Raw genomic sequence first — 15776 nt, 5'->3', positions numbered from 1 at the left:
TCCGTCATCCCGCTGCCCCCCTTCGTCATCCCGGCGAACGCCGGGACCCATGGTTGCGGGCCGGGTAGTGGTTGAACGCTATCGCCGGGTCCACCGTGTCCATGGGTCCCGGCGTTCGCCGGGATGACGGAGGGAAGGGCCGAGCCCCAGCCCGCGACCGGGCTCGAGCCCAAACCCCGAAATTATTCCCCTCCCGCCCGCGGGAGGGGCTAGGGGAGGGGATGATGACGAACACTCTCTACCCAGCCCCCCCCCGAACCCACGCCAAGTCGGGAGCCAACAAGTGACTCCCCCCGCACGCACCCAGGCCGCGATCGAACTCCTCGACCAGATCATCGCCGCCGCCCGCGAGTCCGGCGCCGCCGCGGACACGCTGATCGCCCGCTATTTCGCCACCCGCCGCTACGCCGGCTCGAAGGACCGCCGCGCCGTCCGCGACCTCGTCTACGCCGCGATCCGCAAGGCCGGAGACCGCCCCGAAAACGGTCGCACCGCGATGCTGCTCGTAGCCGACGCCGATCCGGAAGTCGCCGCAACCTTCGACGGCTCCACCCACGCGCCCGCCCCGATCGCCAAGGACGAACCGCGTGCCCGCGCGGGCGTCGCGCCGCAGTGGCTGAGCAAGGCCCTGCGCGCTTCCGGCCTCGACGGGGCCGCACTCACCGACCTCGCCGGCCGCGCCACGCTAGACCTCCGCGTCAACACGCTGATCGCCGACCGCGCGACCGTGCTCGCCGCGCTCCCCGAAGCCGAAGCCACCCCCCACGCTCCGGACGGCATCCGCCTTCCCACAGGCACCAACGTCGAAGCACTCCCGCTCTTCAACGAAGGCGCGCTCGAAGTGCAGGACGAAGGTAGCCAGCTAGTCGGCCTCGCGATGCAGGCGAAACCCGGCGAACGCATAGTCGATCTCTGCGCAGGCGCGGGCGGCAAGACGCTCGCGTTGGCCGCAACGATGAAGAACGAAGGCGTGATCCTCGCCTGCGACACCGACCGCAACCGCCTCTCGCGCCTTGCCCCCCGCGCCACCCGCGCCGGTGCAACGATCGTCGAGAGCCGCCTGCTCAACCCAACGCGGGAGATCGAGGCGCTGAGCGAATGGGCAGGCCATGCCGACGGCGTGCTCGTCGACGCCCCCTGCTCGGGCACCGGCACCTGGCGGCGTAACCCCGAGGCACGCTGGCGGCTCACCCCGGACCGTGTCTCGCGGCTCCAATCGACGCAGCAGCAGGTGCTCTCCGTAGCCGCCACGCTGGTCAAGCCAGGCGGTGCGCTCGTCTACATCGTCTGCTCGCTGCTCGACGCCGAGGGCACCGACCAAGTCACCTGGTTCCTCAACGCGAACCCCGGCTGGACGACGGAAGCCCTGTCGCTCCCCGCCGGCGCGAAGCACGGCCACGGCGTCCGCCTCGAACCGGGCCGCGACGGCACCGACGGCTTTTTTGTCGCGCGCCTCCGGGCTGCGTGCTAGCCAGCCGACCTATGGTTCAACTTACGGCCAAACCTGTATCCCGCCTGGAGACGATGATGCGTTTTTTGTCCGTTGCCCTTGCCGCCGCGCTGACCGTCGTATGCGTGTCGACTTCGCTCAGCGGGCAGCGTCCCGACGCCCAGATCGACGCGCGCTCGATGCAGCTGTTGGCGCAGGGGCGTTCGCTGGTCGCCGCGGGCAATCTAGACGGTGCCACGGATGTGCTCGAAACATCCGTCGCGGTCGATCCGCGCAACCGGGGCGCGTTCCTGTTGCTCGCCAAGGTCGCCGAGACGCGCGACCTGCCAGGCAAGGCAATCCGCCTGTACCGCGAGGCCTTGCTGCTGGAGCCGAACGATGTCGCCGCATTGAAGGGGCAGGGCGAGGCTTTGGTCGCCAAGGGCGCCGTGGTCCGCGCGAAGGACAACCTCATGAAGATCCGCACGCTCTGCAAGGGTGTCTGCCCCGAAGCGACGCAACTCGCGGCGGTAATCGCAAAGGGCCCACCGATTGCGACCGCGCAGGTCGAGAAGACGCCAATCGCCGCCAAGGACTGAGCTACCAGCGGATTCACCCCATTCACCACCCCGGCGAAGGCCGGGGTCCAATTGGGGAACGGTGCTAAGTGTGGACGGTGCGAGGTTACTGCCACCTCTCCAATTGGGCCCCGGCCTACACCAGGGTGGTGCGCCATGGTCCTACGTCGAATGCAGTCCGCTTAGGTGCGTACCGGTAAGCCGACAGCTTTCGCCAACGCCACGAAGTCGGCAACCGACAGCGTCTCAGCCCGCCGCGTAGCCTCAACCCCGATCCGCTCCAGCGCATCGAGCGCCCCCGGAACCCCCTTCAAACTCTGCCGGAGCATCTTGCGCCGCTGCCCGAACGCCGCGCCCGTCAGTCGCTCCAAAACCGCAAAGTTCACCCCGTCCGGCGCTTCGACCGGCGTGAGATGTACCACCGCCGACATCACCTTCGGCGGCGGCGTAAACGCCGACCGGTGCACCGGCATCGCGATTCGCGCAGTCGAGCGCCACTGCGCCAGCACCGCCAGCCGCCCGTAATGGTCGTCGTTGGTCTTGGCGACAATCCGCTCGGCAACTTCCTTCTGGAACATCAGCGTGCACGACTGCCACCACGGCAGCCACGACGTCGACAGCCACCCCACCAGCAACGCCGTGCCGATGTTGTACGGCAGGTTCGACACGATATGCGGCTTGCCCTCGAACAGCGCAGGCGCGTCGACTTCCATCGCGTCACCCTCGATGACCCGCAGCCGCCCCGGATACGCCTCGCCGAGCTCTGCCAGCGCAGGGATACACCGCCGGTCACGCTCGATCGCCGTCACCCGCGCACCCGCCGCGAGCAATGCGCGCGTCAGGCCGCCCGGGCCGGGCCCCACTTCGAGCACCTCGGCATCCTGAAGATCGCCCGGCACTGCCGCGATCCGCTTGAGCAACTGCCCGTCGAACAGGAAATTCTGCCCAAGCGCCTTGCTCGCGTTCAGCCCATAACGCGCGATCACCTCGCGCAGCGGGGGAAGCTCCGTCAATGCAGCCTCGCTCACGACTGGACAGCGGTCTGAGCGCGCCGGTCCGCCGCTTCGCCCGCCATCGCGATAGCCGCGATCATAGCGCCGGGCTCGGCAATGTCCTTGCCGGCGATCGCGAACGCGGTGCCGTGATCGGGCGAGGTTCGCACGATCGGCAGGCCCAGCGTCATGTTCACGCCCTCGTCGAAATGGATCGTCTTCAACGGCACCAGCGCCTGGTCGTGATAGCAGCACATCACGACATCATAGGTCGCCCGCGCCCTTGGATGGAACATCGTGTCCGCCGCGAACGGCCCGGTCGCATCGATACCCTCATCGCGAAGGATCGCGATCGCCGGCGCGATGATGTCGATCTCCTCGCGGCCAAGCGCCCCCTGTTCGCCAGCATGCGGATTGAAGCCGGCAAAGGCGAGCCGCGGGTTCTCGATACCGAAGTTCCGCAGCAATCCCCGAGCGGTCGCGCGCGCCTTGGCAACGATCAGGTCGACCGTCAGCAACCCGGATACGTCCTTCAAAGGCACGTGAGTCGTGATCGGCACCACCTTCAGCGATGGTCCGGCGAGCATCATCACCGCATTGTCGCCCGCGACGCCGTAGCGCTCAGCGACGAACTCGGTCTGCCCGGGATGGCTGAAGCCGATCGCGTAGAGTTGCGACTTCGATACGGGACCGGTCACCAGCGCACGCGCCGCGCCAGTGCGAACGAGACCGACCGCCAACTCCAGTGAATGCAGCGCACACCGCGCCCCGTCCGCATCGGGCTCGCCTGGTACGATAGCGCCCGCATCGCCCACCGTCAGCACCGGCAACGCTTCGCCGAACACCGATGCCGCTGCGCTCAGATCCGCAATCCGCGCGATCGGGCCGCCCCAGACCCGTTCGATCGCCCGCGCATCGCCGACCGCGACGAACGGCGGCAAGCCATGGGCCTCGCGCGCATCCCACGCCTTGGCGATGATCTCGGGCCCGATCCCGGCAGGATCACCCATCGAAACCGCCAACGGCGAGATGCGGGTCACGATCCAATCAACGATATTCGACCACGGCATCGCGCCGCAGATCGCGCAGCTTCTGCTGGGCGCGCAGGTTGACGCGCTGCTGTTCGAGCTGCCCCTGGATCTGCTCGGAGTTCGGCACCGAACCGCCAGCCGCCTCGTCGCGACCACACAGCACCAGCGCGCGAACGCCCTGTTCCGCGGACCCGAATGGCGGGCTCGATTCGCCGACCTGAAGCTTCAGCATCACCTCCTGGAGCTGCGGCGGCAGGTCGCGGATACGCACCGTGTCGTTGTCGACCACGTCCGCGCCGATCCCGGCCGCAACCTTCTCGACCGTACCGCAGCCGCGCAATTCCTGCGTCGCCTTGGCGAACGCCTGCGCCCGCGCCGCCGCCTGCGCCTGGTTGGTGTTCGGCGGAAAACGCAACGTCAGCTGCTTCAGGCTGAGTTTTGCATCACGCGGATCGGCGGTCAGCACCTGCCGCTTGTCGGTAAGATACAAGATCGAATAGCCACCCGAGACCTCGATCGGTCCCGCGACCTGGCCGACCTGCATCGTCGTCGCGGCTTCGGCCAACTGCGCCGGCAGCGTGGCCGCGCGAATCCAGCCAAGATCGCCGCCGACCGCACGCGTCGAGGCTTCCGAGAACTGGCGTGCAAAATATTCGAACGGCTGCGCGCCCTTCTGGATTTCCTGCAGGATCTGCTTGGCGTTCGCAAAGACCTGCTGGCTGTTGGCCGGGGTCGCCGCGAGATAGATTTCCTTGAGGTTGAACTCGTCGGTGCCCTTGGCCGCCTGGAGACGGTCGATGATCGACTTCACCTCCTCGTCGCCGACGTTGACGAACGGCTCGACGCGGCGCCGCAGATAGCGCTGCCAGGCAAGCTCGCCTTCGATCTGGCGCTTGAGCGAGCGCTCGGACGATCCGGACTCGCGCAGATACGCGCGCATTGCAGCGGGGGTACGATTGAAGCGCTTCGACACGCCGTCATAGCTCTGCGTGAGCTCGGCGGGGGTGATCGTGATGTCGGCGGTCTTGGCTTCCTGGATTTGCAGCGTCTCGTCGATCAGCTGGCGGAGCACCTGCAGCTTGAGCCGCTCGCGATCCTCCGGCGAGAGCTTCGCCTCGTTCGCCATCGCAACCAAGGCGACGCGCTGGTCGACGTCGGTGCCGGTGATGACCGTATCGTTGACGATCGCGGTCGGCTTGCGGACGTTGGGATCGACCTTGCCGAAGATCTGCAGGTTGGTCGGAATGTCGAGACCGGTATTGTCCGGCACGCTCTGATCCTGAACCGTCTGGCCCGGAGCCGAGGGAGCCGGGGCGGATTGAGTCGGTGTAGGCTGAGCCTGGGCCGGCTGGGTTGGCGCAGGTCGCGCCCCACGTTTGCCCTGCGCAGCCTTGGGTGGCACGGCCTGCGCGATCGCGCTCGCCGTCAGTGCGGCCAGAACCACCGAACCGATCACACGGCCGCCACGCGCCGCCAGTCGAACATCATGCTTCAAGTGTCGGTATCCCATCATCGCACGCCGTAATCCGCACCGTCATGGCAATGACGGCACATATCCGGCGCGGTTTGCCCCATAGTAGCTGAACGCGGGCTTAGCGGCCGAGGTTGGTGAAGGCCAGCGTCAACAGGAAGCTGTTGCCCTTACGCGCGTCGCCGGTGTCGTTGTACGTCCGCCGCCATGTCGCGCCGAGACGCAGGCAATCGTCCTCATACTGCACGCCCAGCCGGTGGCGGATCGGCGTGAAGCCATCGCTGCGGGACAGCGGATCCTCCGATGCGTTGGTCAGATCGACCACGCCAGAGCCGAACGCCGACCAGAACCGCGCGAACTGCACGCGCCCCGCAACGCGGACTTCCTCGCGGTCGCGCAGATCCTCGATCGTAGGATCGATGTTGCGGTTGAGCTTCAGATACCCGACCAGCACATAGGTCGCGCGCGATCCGATCGTCGCGTCGACCTCGTTGCGGCGGATCGCGAAGCCGTCCTTGTCGAGCCGGTAGCGATGGACGATCGACACGAAGTCGCGGAACCGAAGCTCGCTGCGCCCGACGATGTCGGAGAACCGATCGCTGAGCCCGGTGCCGTCTGGCAGGATCGTCGGCCGCTTGTCGACACGATAGCTCTGGCCGACGTTGGTAGTGAAGGTGATGCCCGGCAAATCGAGCGCCCATTCGCCACCATAGGTGACGCGAGACGAATCCTCGAACCGATCATAGCCCGCGAAGCGGTTGAGCGAGAACAGGTTGGTGTCGTCGAGATCGACGGCACGCGAATCCTCGTTCGGCAGCGAAATATTGGCGACCTTGGGCGCCGCGACGAACTGGACGCGCGGCGTAAACCGCTGCGTGCCGCCGAGGAACGTGCCGATGAACGGCCATTTCACATCCACTGCCGCCGCGCCGATGGCGCGCTGGCGGAAGCCGCCGAACCCCTGATAGCTGAGGATGCTCGTCTTATCGATCTCGTTGCTATTGTATAGATCGCCGCGTGCGAACGCGGTGAACGTGACCTCCTGGCCCCAGTTGGTGAAGCGGCGCAGATCCCATTGCAGGCTCGCGAACGCGCGCTGCGTGTCCTGGCCGTCGGTGCGGGTCAGCGCCAGCGTGTTCAGCTGGAGCTGGAACCGCCCGCCGACGAGGCCGTCGTCGAACCGCTTGCGATAATCGATCTCAGGCAGCGCGATCGGCTGGTCCCCCTGCTTGTCGTTGACGCGCAACGTCTGCGCGTACCAGCCGCTCAGCGAGAAATAGCTACTGTCGTCGATCCGCTCCAGGCTCGCCGTGGTGCGCAGTCGGTCGTCGCGCGAAATGTCGTAGCGGCGCAGGAACGTCCGGTCGGTCGTCAGGCGGAGCGACCCGCTCGCGGTCCAGTTCGGCGTCAACTGATAGCGCGCCATGCCGTCGATATAGCCGCGGAACGCCATGCTGGTGTCGGTCGGGTTTGCGGTCGTCAGGTCGTCGCTGCGGCGGCTCTCGGTCGCATAGGCGCGGATCTTGAACGCGCCCTTGGAATTGAGTGCCGAATAATCGACCTGCGCCATCGGCAGCACGCTGCTGTAGATATGCGGCGTGATGACCAGCCCCTGGTTCGGGGCAAGCTTCCAGTAATAGGGGACGCTGACTTCGACGCCGTTGACGCGGCTATAGCCACCGTTGGGCGAGAGCAGGCCACTATCGCTGCCGCCACCGACCGGGTTGGAGAATTCGGGCAGCGGCAGGCTCGGCAGGCCGAACAGGTGCAGCCGTGCGCCCTTGTAGAAGATGCGCTTGCGCTCGGGGCGATAGGTGACGCGGACCGCGGTGATCTTCCACGTCGGCTCCTTAGGGCAACCGGCGGTGTTGGTAACGCTGCACGGCGTGTAGGCCGCCGTCTTCAGATTGACGGTACCATCAGTTTCGCGCGTGCCTTGCTCGGCCGCGAGGCGTCCGCCCTGTTCGAGCACGACGAGCATGTTGTCGACCACGCCGTCCTTCAACGAATCGGTCAGATTGATCTCGTCGCCGTACGCGATGTCGCCTTCGGGATTCGTAACCGCGATGTTGCCGGTCGCGACGACCTTGCCCGTCTTGCGGTTCCACACGACCTTGTCGGCGCGCAGTCGGCTGCCCTGGCGGAACATCCGGACTTCACCGGTCGCGGTGACGATATCGGTGTTGGTGTTGTATTCCAGCGCGGTCGAGCTGAACTGCACCTGGTCTTCGGCCGGCGTCGTCGGCGACGCATTGGCGACCGGCGCTTCGGGCACCGGTGGCGCGACCGGGCGGTTCTGGAAGTCCTGGGCTTGCGCAGGAGCAGTCGCGAGTCCGGTCGCCAGCGCGAGCGAAAGGGCGCAACCCGTCAAAAGGTCGATACGCAACACGATCCGAACCAACCCCTTTGGCACTGGGCAGCCGTTTGCCGCCATATCGCCCGCCTATCGCACCACCGGCGCTTCGCTGCAATCGCCGTGAGATGACAGGCCGCCACCTTGCTTTGCCAAGCCCGCGGCATCAACTTAGAGCCAAGCCCATCCTACCGTTCAAAAGCTTCCCGAGGTTTCTTCATGCAGATTGTCTTCGCCCCGACCGTTCCCGCCAACGCCCCGATCCTCGCCGTCCCCGTTGCAAAGGACGGCGTGGCCAAGATCAAGTGGAGCGCGATCGGCGGTGACGGCGAGGCAGTGGCGACCAGCGCAGCGACTGCGGCACGCTTTGCAGGCGAGGCAGGCTCGGTGGTCGAGCTGTTCGTGCCGGTCGACGGCGCGGTTCGTCAGGTCCTGCTCGTCGGAGTCGGTGCGGGCGAGACCGCCGATTGGGAGAAGGCCGGCGGTGCGATCACCGCACGTTTGCTGACCTCGGGTGCAACCTCGGTCGTTGCCGACCTCTCGGCCGGCGCCACGCCGACTGCCAAGGCAGCTGCGCACTTCGCCGCTGCCGCCGCCCAGCGCGCATGGCGCTACGACACGTACCGCACCAAGCTCGCCGAGAAGTCGAAGCCGACGCTGACCGAGATCACCATCGCCGGCGCGCCCGACGGCACCGATGCCGCCTGGAACGAGGCCGCCGCGGTCACCGAGGGTCTCGACCTGACGCGCTGGCTCGTCACGTCGCCGCCGAACGTCGTCTACCCCGAGAGCTTCGTCGAGAAGGTGACGAAGGACGTCGAAGGTCTCGGGCTCGAGATCACCGTACTCGACGAAGCGCAGATGACCGAGCTCGGCATGGGCTCGCTGCTCGGCGTCAGCCAGGGCTCACGCCGTGAAGCACGCATCCTCGCGCTCAAGTGGAACGGGGCAGGGGCCGATGCGCCGACGCTGGCGTTCGTCGGCAAGGGCGTGACGTTCGATTCGGGCGGCATCTCGATCAAGCCCGGCGCTGGCATGGAAGACATGAAGTGGGACATGGGCGGCGCGGGTGCGGTCGCCGGGGCGATGAAGGCGCTCGCCGGCCGCAAGGCGAAGGCGAACGTCGTCGGCGTCATGGGCCTGGTCGAGAACATGCCCGACGGCGCAGCACTTCGCCCGAGCGACGTCATCACCTCGATGTCGGGCCAGACGATCGAAGTGCTGAACACCGACGCCGAGGGTCGCCTCGTGCTGTGCGATTGCGTGACCTGGGTGCAGCAGGCGCACAAGCCGACCACGATCGTCGATCTCGCGACGCTCACGGGGGCGATGATCGTCGCGCTCGGCACCGAGAATGGCGGCATTTTCGCCAATGACGACGCGCTCGCCGACCAGCTGATCGCGGCGGGCAAGACCACCGGCGACACGCTCTGGCGTTTCCCGCTGTCGCCCGCCTACGACAAGCTGATCGACTCGCCGATCGCCGACATGAAGAACGTCGGCCCCCGCGGCGCCGGCTCGATCACCGCCGCACAGTTCATCAAGCGCTTCGTCGACGAAGGCGTGAAGTGGGCGCATCTCGACATCGCCGGCATGGTCTGGTCGGACAAGCCGGGGACGAACCACGACAAGGGCGCAACCGGCTACGGCGTGCGCCTGCTCGACCAGTTCGTCGCCGATAATTTCGAGGGGTAAGCTCCGAGAGTAGAACTGTTCCCCCGCGGACGCGGGGGCCCAGCTAAGTACCGACACCGATCGTGACCCTGGCCCCCCGCCTTCGCGGGGGAACAGCGGGGAGTAAGAATGCAGGTCGATTTCTACCACCTAACCAGCCCCCTCGACCGCGTCCTCCCGCGCATCGCCGAGCGCGTCGTCCAAACTGGCGGCCGCCTCCTGATCGTCGCCGAACCCGAAGAACAACGCGTCGCGCTCGACCGCCTGCTCTGGTCCTATGCTCCCGAGAGCTTCCTCCCCCACGCCCAGGCCGGCAGCACCGACGATACCGCTCAACCCATTCTAATTACTCAAGATATCCAGGAAGCCGCTCCCGCAAACGCCGCCCGCAATGTCGCGGTGGTAGACGGACGTTGGCGTGACCTTATCCTAACCTTTGACCGAGCCTTCCACATCTTCGACGACGAAGCCATCCGCGAAGCCCGCCTCGCCTGGAAAGCGCTCGCCGACCGCGACGACGTCGAACGCCGCTACTGGAAGCAGAATGACTCCGGCCGCTGGGAACAGGCTGCATAGGTTGCTTTAAACGCGTCCCCCGCCTAAGCGCCGCGCATCCGATTACCGTCAACACAGGAGCCCGTGACCATCATGGCCGCGAACCGTACTTTTTCGATCATCAAGCCCGACGCAACCCGCCGCAACCTGACCGGTGCGGTCACCAAGATGCTCGAGGAAGCCGGCCTGCGCGTCGTCGCTTCGAAGCGCATCCAGATGACCCGCGAGCAGGCCGAAGGCTTCTACGCGGTCCACAAGGAGCGTCCGTTCTTCGGCGAGCTCGTCTCGTTCATGATCTCGGGCCCGGTCGTCGTCCAGGTTCTCGAAGGCGAGAACGCGATGCAGCGCAACCGCGACATCATGGGCGCCACCAACCCCGCCAACGCCGATGCCGGCACGATCCGCAAGGAACTCGCCGAGTCGATCGAAGCCAATTCGGTGCACGGTTCGGATTCGGACGAGAACGCCGAAATCGAGATCGCGTACTTCTTCAAGCCCGAAGAGATCGTCGGCTGATGACCTGGCGGCTGCGACGGGCTGAGCCGGGCGATGCGCCCGCGCTATCGCTCGTCGCATCCGCCACGTTTCTCGATACCTATGCGACCGTGCTGTCCGGCGCCGACATCGTCGCCCACTGCACGATGAAGAACAGCATCGCCACGTTCGAGACGTGGCTGTCCGATCCCGCGACGATCGTGACGCTCGCCGAATACGAGCCAGGTCACGCACCGATCGGCTACACGGTTTTGACCGCGCCGGACTTCCCGATCGAACCCGGCCCCGCGGACATCGAACTCCGCCGCATCTATCTCATGAAGCAGGCGCAAGGCTCAGGCCTTGGCGCCGCCCTGATGGCCCGCGCCCTCGAAGACGCCGCCGCGGCAGGCCGAACCCGCGTCCTGCTGGGCGTATGGGACCAGAACACCCGCGCCCGAGCCTTCTACGAACGCCAGGGCTTCGAGGTGATCGGCGCCCGCCAGTTCATCGTAGGCACCACCCTCCACGACGACCCGGTCTACGCCAAGGCGGTCTGAGTAAGACTGGCGCCACCCCGGCCTTCGCCGGGGTGGTGTCTAAGCCGCCGGCTTCTCTTTCACCCAAATCGCATCAAGCTTCGCCTGATCTCCACCACGCTGGCGAACCTGCAAACCCTCCAGCTGGAATGCCCGACTACGCAACCTGCGACCGTGCGTCTTCCAGATAACATCGTAGATTCCGCTAGCGGTCCGCGTCGTATCCCCGTCGAAATACTGCATGCTGACCAAAACCGGCAGCCGCCCCGCACGATCGTCCGACCCACCATCGGTCAGCTTCAACATCGCATCCGAAACCCATGACCCGTCGATGATCGGCTCAGCCGGCGGCCGCTGCGGCGATACGCCCAGCGCACGCGGGAAAGTGATCGTCACGTCCTGCAGGTCATGCCGCGCATCCTTCAGCAACAGCGTGTTGCCGCCATCCTGCACGATCGCCGACAGATCGATCTTCGTCCGCTCGCGCGCCGCACTCGACTGCGCGGCGATCTTGTCGGCTTCGTTCGCGCGGTGATCCGACCAGTTGGTCCACAGCGTCAGCGCCGCGATCAGCACGCCCGCAACCGCCACGACCTCGGCCAGCGTCACCCAGCGCCGCCGCGTCGCCGCAGCCTCGCGCCGTTCGGTCGGAGTCTCGGTGCTCATCGCCCACCAGCCTCCAGCAGCCGGGCAGGGGCCGCCAGTTCCCAACTCCGCGCGATCCTGTCCTCGACCAGCGCCCAGTCCGGATCGCCCGCAACATTCATCCCGACCCAGCCGGTCGCACCGAGATACGCCGGTCGCGAATACACGGCCGGGCTCGCCTCGACGAGCGTCGCCTGTTCATCGGTGCCGCTGGTCTTCACGCACACCATGGTCAATCCATCGCCGTGATGATCCGCCCGGAACTGCGCAAACTGCCTGTCGGCCACGAAGAAGGTCGGCTGGCCGTGTGAAACCTTCTCCTCGGTCTCGGGCAACGCAAGCGCTGCCGCGCGAACGCGGTCGAGGGGGGACAGATCGGTCATCGCGTCACGAACTCCGCCAACGTCTTCGGGTACAAGACATGTTCCGCCGCCAGCACGCGATCCGCAAGCGCATCCGCATCGTCGCTGGCAAGGATCGGTACCTCGGCCTGACCCAGCACCACGCCGCCATCGAGTTCCTCGGTCACGACATGCACCGAACACCCGCCGACCGCATCGCCCGTCGCGATCGCCCGCGCGTGCGTGTCGAGGCCCTTGTATTTCGGCAGCAGCGACGGGTGGATGTTGACGATCCGGTCCCGCCACGCCGCGACGAACCCGTCCGACAGCAGGCGCATGTAGCCGGCGAGCGCAACGACCTCGACACCAGCCTCGCGCAACGCCGCATCGATTGCCGCCTCATAGGCCGGCTTACCCAGACCCTTCGGCGAGAGCGCGAACGTCGCCACACCTTCCGACCGCGCCCATTCGAGGCCCGCCGCTTCCGGCTTGTCCGAAGCGACCAGCGCGATCTCGTACGGACACTCGGCCACGCGAGATGCACCAACCAGAGCCATCATGTTCGATCCGCGCCCGGAGATCAGCACGCCGACGCGCGTCTTGTCAGCCATGCGTCGCGGTCCAGTCCTCGCGTGCGCTCCACGTGCCGGCCGATCCACGCACCGTACATCCATGCGCCCCGGTCTCGATCCGCCCAATGGTGAACACCGCCTCGTCCGCCGCCTCGAGCGCCGCGGTCACCGCCTCGGCCTCTTCGGCGCTGACGATCACGACCATGCCGATCCCGCAGTTGAAGGTCCGCGCCATCTCCTCCGGCTCGATCGCACCTTGGGCTTGCAGGAACGCCATCAACCGCGACTGCTCCCAGGCATCCGCATCGACCACCGCATGCACGCCGTCGGGCAGCACGCGCGGGATGTTCTCGAGCAGGCCACCACCGGTGATGTGCGCCAATCCCTTGATCCGCCGCTCGCGCAACAACGGCAGCAGGCTGGCGACGTAGATGCGAGTCGGCGACATCAGGTGATCGATCAGCAACTTGTCCTGGTCGAACAACGCAGGCCGATCGAGCTTCCACCCGCGATCGGCGGAAAGGCGCCGAACCAGCGAGAACCCGTTCGAATGCACGCCCGAAGACGCCAGCCCGAGCATCACGTCGCCCGCCGCGATCTCGCGCCCGGTCAGCACATTGGTCCGCTCGACCGCACCGACGCAGAAGCCCGCGAGATCGTAGTCGCCATCCGCATACATGCCCGGCATCTCGGCGGTCTCGCCCCCGATCAGTGCGCAACCCGCAGTCTTGCACCCTTCCGCGATCGACGCGACGACGCGCTCGGCGACCGCTGCATCGAGCTTCCCGCTCGCATAATAATCGAGGAAAAACAGCGGCTCGGCGCCCTGGACGATCAGATCGTTGACGCACATCGCGACGAGATCGATCCCGACGCCCTCATGCCGGTCCCACTCGATCGCCAGCTTCAGCTTGGTGCCGACGCCATCGTTCGCCGCCACCAGCAACGGATCGACGAACCCCGCAGCCTTGAGATCGAACATCCCCCCGAAGCCGCCGAGATCGGCGTCCGCCCCCGGCCGCCGCGTCGAGCGCGCCAGCGGGGCGATCGCCCGCACCAGCGCGTTGCCCGCAGCGATCGAAACGCCCGCCTGAGCGTAGGTGTAAGGGCCCGAAGCGGGAGCGGCGGAGTCTGGCGTATCGGTCATGATCGGTGCTGCTAGCCACATCGCGCTTGGATTTCCACGTCTGCTTCGCCAAAAGGCCCGCTTGATGCGTATCCGTACCCTTCCCATCGCGCTTGCTGGCGTCGCCCTGCTGCTTAGCGGCGGAGCCGTGCTCGCGCAGATCGAGGGCGGCAGCCGAGGCGCAGCCCCGGTCGACAGCGGCAGCGCCTACGAGGTGAGCGGCGTCACCGTCGACGTCGCTGGCAAGACCGCCGACGCCGCGCGCTACAGCGGCTGGCGGCTCGCGCAGCGCAAAGCCTGGGTGCAATTGTCGAACCGACTTGGCGGTGGAGGCGGTCTCGTCTCCGATGGCACGCTCGATTCGCTGGTCTCGGGAATCGTCGTCGAGAACGAACAGATCGGCCCGCAGCGCTACATCGCCAAGCTCGGCGTGCTCTTCGATCGCGGCCGCGCCGGATCGATCCTCGGCATCTCGACCTATGCCGATCGCTCGCAGCCGATGCTGGTCATCCCCGTCCAATATTCAGGCGGCGTCGGCCAGGCGTTCGAGCAGAGCACGCAGTGGCAGCAGGCCTGGGCGCGCTATCGCACCGGCAACAGCAGCATCGACTATGTTCGGCCGTCCGGCTCCGGCCCCGACGCGCTCTTGCTCAACGTCGGTCAGACGCAGCGCCCCGGCCGCGGCTGGTGGCGGACGATCCTCGACCAATATGGCGCGAGCGACGTTCTCACCCCGGTCGTGAAACTGTATCGCCAATGGCCCGGCGGCCCGGTGATAGGCGTGTTCGAAGCGCGCCATGGCCCCGACAACGACCTGATCGACAGCTTCACGCTGCGAGTCGGTACGCCCGACGGCATCGCGCAATTGCTCGACACCGGCGTGAAGCGGATCGACGACCTGTACCAGCAGGCCCGCCGCAACGGTTCGCTCCGCGTCGACTACAGCCTCTCGCCCCCACCTCCGCCCGAAGCCGCAACGATAGACGACCTGCCGACCGACGAGACCGCCGACGCCAACACTGCGGCGCTGACCGGCGGCGAGGGCATCTTGGTCATCGTCCAGTTCGACACGCCCGCAGCGACCGCCGTCTCGTCTACGGAAGCAGCACTCCGCGCGATCCCCGGCGTCCGCTCGGCGGCAACGACCAGCCTTGCACTTGGCGGCGTCTCACTGATGCGCGTCGCCTATGACGGAGACCCGGCCGCCCTGAAGACCGCGCTAGAAGCCCGAGGCTATCAGGTATTTGGCTCCGGCCAGACGATCCGCATCCGCCGGGTCGCCCAACTTCTTCCGCCGGACTTGCCCGCGGACAATGCGACGACAGGGTGAGCGCGACCAAGATGACTCAAATTGCGCTGCCACTCGGGTGGCCGGCGGACCCTCGCGACGACGCCTTCCTGGTTACCCCCTCCAATTCGCGCGCGGTCCACACGCTGGAGCATACCGCTACCTGGCCGGTAATGACCGCCATCCTCACCGGCCCGCGCAAATCGGGCCGCAGCCTGCTCGCACGGATCTTCGCGGCAAAGAGCGGTGGCACGATCATCGACGATGCCGAGCGCGTGCCCGAGGCGCAGCTGTTCCACGCCTGGAACCGCGCGCAGGAGGAGCACAAGCCGCTGCTCATCGTCGCCGACGCCGCGCCGCCCGAGTGGAAGGTGAAGCTCCCCGACCTCCGCTCGCGCCTTGCCGCCAGCCCGATCGCGGCGATCGGCGCGCCCGACGACGAACTCATGCGGCTGCTGCTCGCGCATCTGTTCGAGCGTCGCAGCCTCGATGCGCGGCCCGATCTGATCGACTGGCTCGCGACCAGAATCGAGCGCAGTCATATTACCGTAACGCGAACCGTCGATGCGCTCGATCAGGAGGCGATGGAACGTCGCAAGCGCTTGTCCATTCCTCTTGCACGAACCACACTCACCGAGGCCGGGTTGATCCTCCGGCCGCAACTCGCTCTCGACCTCCCGCTCTTCACGCCACCATAAGCCCCCAAGA

At 66.7% G+C, this 15776-nt stretch carries 16 protein-coding genes; 8 read left to right on the top strand and 8 right to left on the bottom strand.

The annotated features are described in order from the left end of the window. Positions 1-283: 283 nt before the first annotated feature. On the top strand, positions 284-1471 hold the full coding sequence (locus tag IFR23_RS08720; protein WP_192975532.1) for an RsmB/NOP family class I SAM-dependent RNA methyltransferase: 1188 nt from the start codon (positions 284-286) through the stop codon (positions 1469-1471). 56 nt (positions 1472-1527) lie between these two features. After that, positions 1528-2028 carry a tetratricopeptide repeat protein gene (locus IFR23_RS08715; protein ID WP_192975531.1) on the top strand — a complete coding sequence of 167 codons (501 nt, stop codon included), beginning with the start codon at positions 1528-1530 and terminating at the stop codon, positions 2026-2028. 161 nt (positions 2029-2189) lie between these two features. On the opposite strand, the gene rsmA is transcribed toward IFR23_RS08715, so the two are convergent. From rsmA to IFR23_RS08695, 4 genes are all read right to left on the bottom strand, one after another. After that, positions 2190-3020, bottom strand: a complete 831-nt coding sequence (gene rsmA / locus IFR23_RS08710) for a 16S rRNA (adenine(1518)-N(6)/adenine(1519)-N(6))-dimethyltransferase RsmA (RefSeq protein ID WP_192975530.1) — start codon at positions 3018-3020, stop codon at positions 2190-2192. Between the two features lie 11 nt (positions 3021-3031). After that, entirely contained in the window at positions 3032-4069 is a 1038-nt protein-coding gene (pdxA, locus tag IFR23_RS08705) for a 4-hydroxythreonine-4-phosphate dehydrogenase PdxA (protein ID WP_192975529.1), read from the bottom strand. Beyond that, complete coding sequence (locus tag IFR23_RS08700; RefSeq protein ID WP_374956427.1) at positions 4047-5543, bottom strand: peptidylprolyl isomerase; 1497 nt, start codon at positions 5541-5543, stop codon at positions 4047-4049. Before IFR23_RS08700 ends, pdxA begins: the two co-directional genes overlap by 23 nt. Before the next feature lie 79 nt (positions 5544-5622). Continuing rightward, positions 5623-7890 (bottom strand): LPS-assembly protein LptD, encoded by a 2268-nt coding sequence (locus tag IFR23_RS08695; protein WP_446740895.1) that lies wholly within the window; start codon positions 7888-7890, stop codon positions 5623-5625. Positions 7891-8073: 183 nt separating this feature from the next. On the opposite strand from IFR23_RS08695, the gene IFR23_RS08690 reads away from it, so the two are divergent. The 4 genes from IFR23_RS08690 to IFR23_RS08675 all read left to right on the top strand — a co-directional run bounded on the left by IFR23_RS08690 (position 8074) and on the right by IFR23_RS08675 (position 11117). Further along, on the top strand, positions 8074-9549 hold the full coding sequence (locus IFR23_RS08690; RefSeq protein WP_093397480.1) for a leucyl aminopeptidase: 1476 nt from the start codon (positions 8074-8076) through the stop codon (positions 9547-9549). A 108-nt stretch (positions 9550-9657) separates the two neighbouring features. Further along, positions 9658-10104, top strand: a complete 447-nt coding sequence (locus IFR23_RS08685; protein ID WP_192975527.1) for a DNA polymerase III subunit chi — start codon at positions 9658-9660, stop codon at positions 10102-10104. A gap of 72 nt (positions 10105-10176) precedes the next feature. Further along, positions 10177-10599 (top strand): nucleoside-diphosphate kinase, encoded by a 423-nt coding sequence (gene ndk / locus IFR23_RS08680; protein ID WP_056058698.1) that lies wholly within the window; start codon positions 10177-10179, stop codon positions 10597-10599. Next, positions 10599-11117: a GNAT family N-acetyltransferase gene (locus IFR23_RS08675; protein ID WP_192975526.1), complete on the top strand. Its 519-nt coding sequence runs from the start codon at positions 10599-10601 to the stop codon at positions 11115-11117. Before ndk ends, IFR23_RS08675 begins: the two co-directional genes overlap by 1 nt. 39 nt (positions 11118-11156) lie before the next feature. Here IFR23_RS08675 and IFR23_RS08670 read toward each other — a convergent pair whose 3' ends face one another. Genes IFR23_RS08670 through purM form a run of 4 tightly spaced genes read right to left on the bottom strand, consistent with a single transcriptional unit; the run spans position 11157 to position 13801 of the window. Continuing rightward, a complete protein-coding gene (locus IFR23_RS08670) occupies positions 11157-11762 on the bottom strand; it encodes a hypothetical protein (RefSeq protein ID WP_192975525.1) in 606 nt (201 codons plus the stop codon). After that, complete coding sequence (locus IFR23_RS08665; protein ID WP_192975524.1) at positions 11759-12124, bottom strand: MmcQ/YjbR family DNA-binding protein; 366 nt, start codon at positions 12122-12124, stop codon at positions 11759-11761. The genes IFR23_RS08670 and IFR23_RS08665 overlap by 4 nt, the downstream gene beginning before the upstream one ends. Further along, positions 12121-12693: a phosphoribosylglycinamide formyltransferase gene (gene purN, locus IFR23_RS08660; RefSeq protein WP_192975523.1), complete on the bottom strand. Its 573-nt coding sequence runs from the start codon at positions 12691-12693 to the stop codon at positions 12121-12123. Before purN ends, IFR23_RS08665 begins: the two co-directional genes overlap by 4 nt. Next, positions 12686-13801 carry a phosphoribosylformylglycinamidine cyclo-ligase gene (gene purM / locus IFR23_RS08655; protein WP_192975522.1) on the bottom strand — a complete coding sequence of 372 codons (1116 nt, stop codon included), beginning with the start codon at positions 13799-13801 and terminating at the stop codon, positions 12686-12688. The genes purN and purM overlap by 8 nt, the downstream gene beginning before the upstream one ends. Before the next feature lie 64 nt (positions 13802-13865). On the opposite strand from purM, the gene IFR23_RS08650 reads away from it, so the two are divergent. Next, positions 13866-15110: a heavy-metal-associated domain-containing protein gene (locus tag IFR23_RS08650; protein WP_192975521.1), complete on the top strand. Its 1245-nt coding sequence runs from the start codon at positions 13866-13868 to the stop codon at positions 15108-15110. A gap of 11 nt (positions 15111-15121) precedes the next feature. Beyond that, entirely contained in the window at positions 15122-15766 is a 645-nt protein-coding gene (locus IFR23_RS08645) for an HdaA/DnaA family protein (protein WP_056482954.1), read from the top strand. The last annotated feature ends 10 nt before the right edge of the window (positions 15767-15776 follow it).

The organism is Sphingomonas sp. CFBP 13603, assembly GCF_014892665.1.
Taxonomy (GTDB): domain Bacteria; phylum Pseudomonadota; class Alphaproteobacteria; order Sphingomonadales; family Sphingomonadaceae; genus Sphingomonas.
This window is presented reverse-complemented; position numbering and strand designations above follow the sequence as displayed.

Coding starts and splice junctions, on each gene's coding strand:
- IFR23_RS08685 (WP_192975527.1), top strand. CDS start 9,658: ATGCAGGTCGATTTCTACCACCTAACCAGCCCCCTCGACCGCGTCCTC.
- IFR23_RS08715 (WP_192975531.1), top strand. CDS start 1,528: ATGCGTTTTTTGTCCGTTGCCCTTGCCGCCGCGCTGACCGTCGTATGC.
- IFR23_RS08650 (WP_192975521.1), top strand. CDS start 13,866: ATGCGTATCCGTACCCTTCCCATCGCGCTTGCTGGCGTCGCCCTGCTG.
- IFR23_RS08700 (WP_374956427.1), bottom strand. CDS start 5,543: ATGATGGGATACCGACACTTGAAGCATGATGTTCGACTGGCGGCGCGT.
- IFR23_RS08675 (WP_192975526.1), top strand. CDS start 10,599: ATGACCTGGCGGCTGCGACGGGCTGAGCCGGGCGATGCGCCCGCGCTA.
- pdxA (WP_192975529.1), bottom strand. CDS start 4,069: ATGCCGTGGTCGAATATCGTTGATTGGATCGTGACCCGCATCTCGCCG.
- IFR23_RS08665 (WP_192975524.1), bottom strand. CDS start 12,124: ATGACCGATCTGTCCCCCCTCGACCGCGTTCGCGCGGCAGCGCTTGCG.
- purM (WP_192975522.1), bottom strand. CDS start 13,801: ATGACCGATACGCCAGACTCCGCCGCTCCCGCTTCGGGCCCTTACACC.
- purN (WP_192975523.1), bottom strand. CDS start 12,693: ATGGCTGACAAGACGCGCGTCGGCGTGCTGATCTCCGGGCGCGGATCG.
- IFR23_RS08670 (WP_192975525.1), bottom strand. CDS start 11,762: ATGAGCACCGAGACTCCGACCGAACGGCGCGAGGCTGCGGCGACGCGG.
- IFR23_RS08690 (WP_093397480.1), top strand. CDS start 8,074: ATGCAGATTGTCTTCGCCCCGACCGTTCCCGCCAACGCCCCGATCCTC.
- ndk (WP_056058698.1), top strand. CDS start 10,177: ATGGCCGCGAACCGTACTTTTTCGATCATCAAGCCCGACGCAACCCGC.
- IFR23_RS08645 (WP_056482954.1), top strand. CDS start 15,122: ATGACTCAAATTGCGCTGCCACTCGGGTGGCCGGCGGACCCTCGCGAC.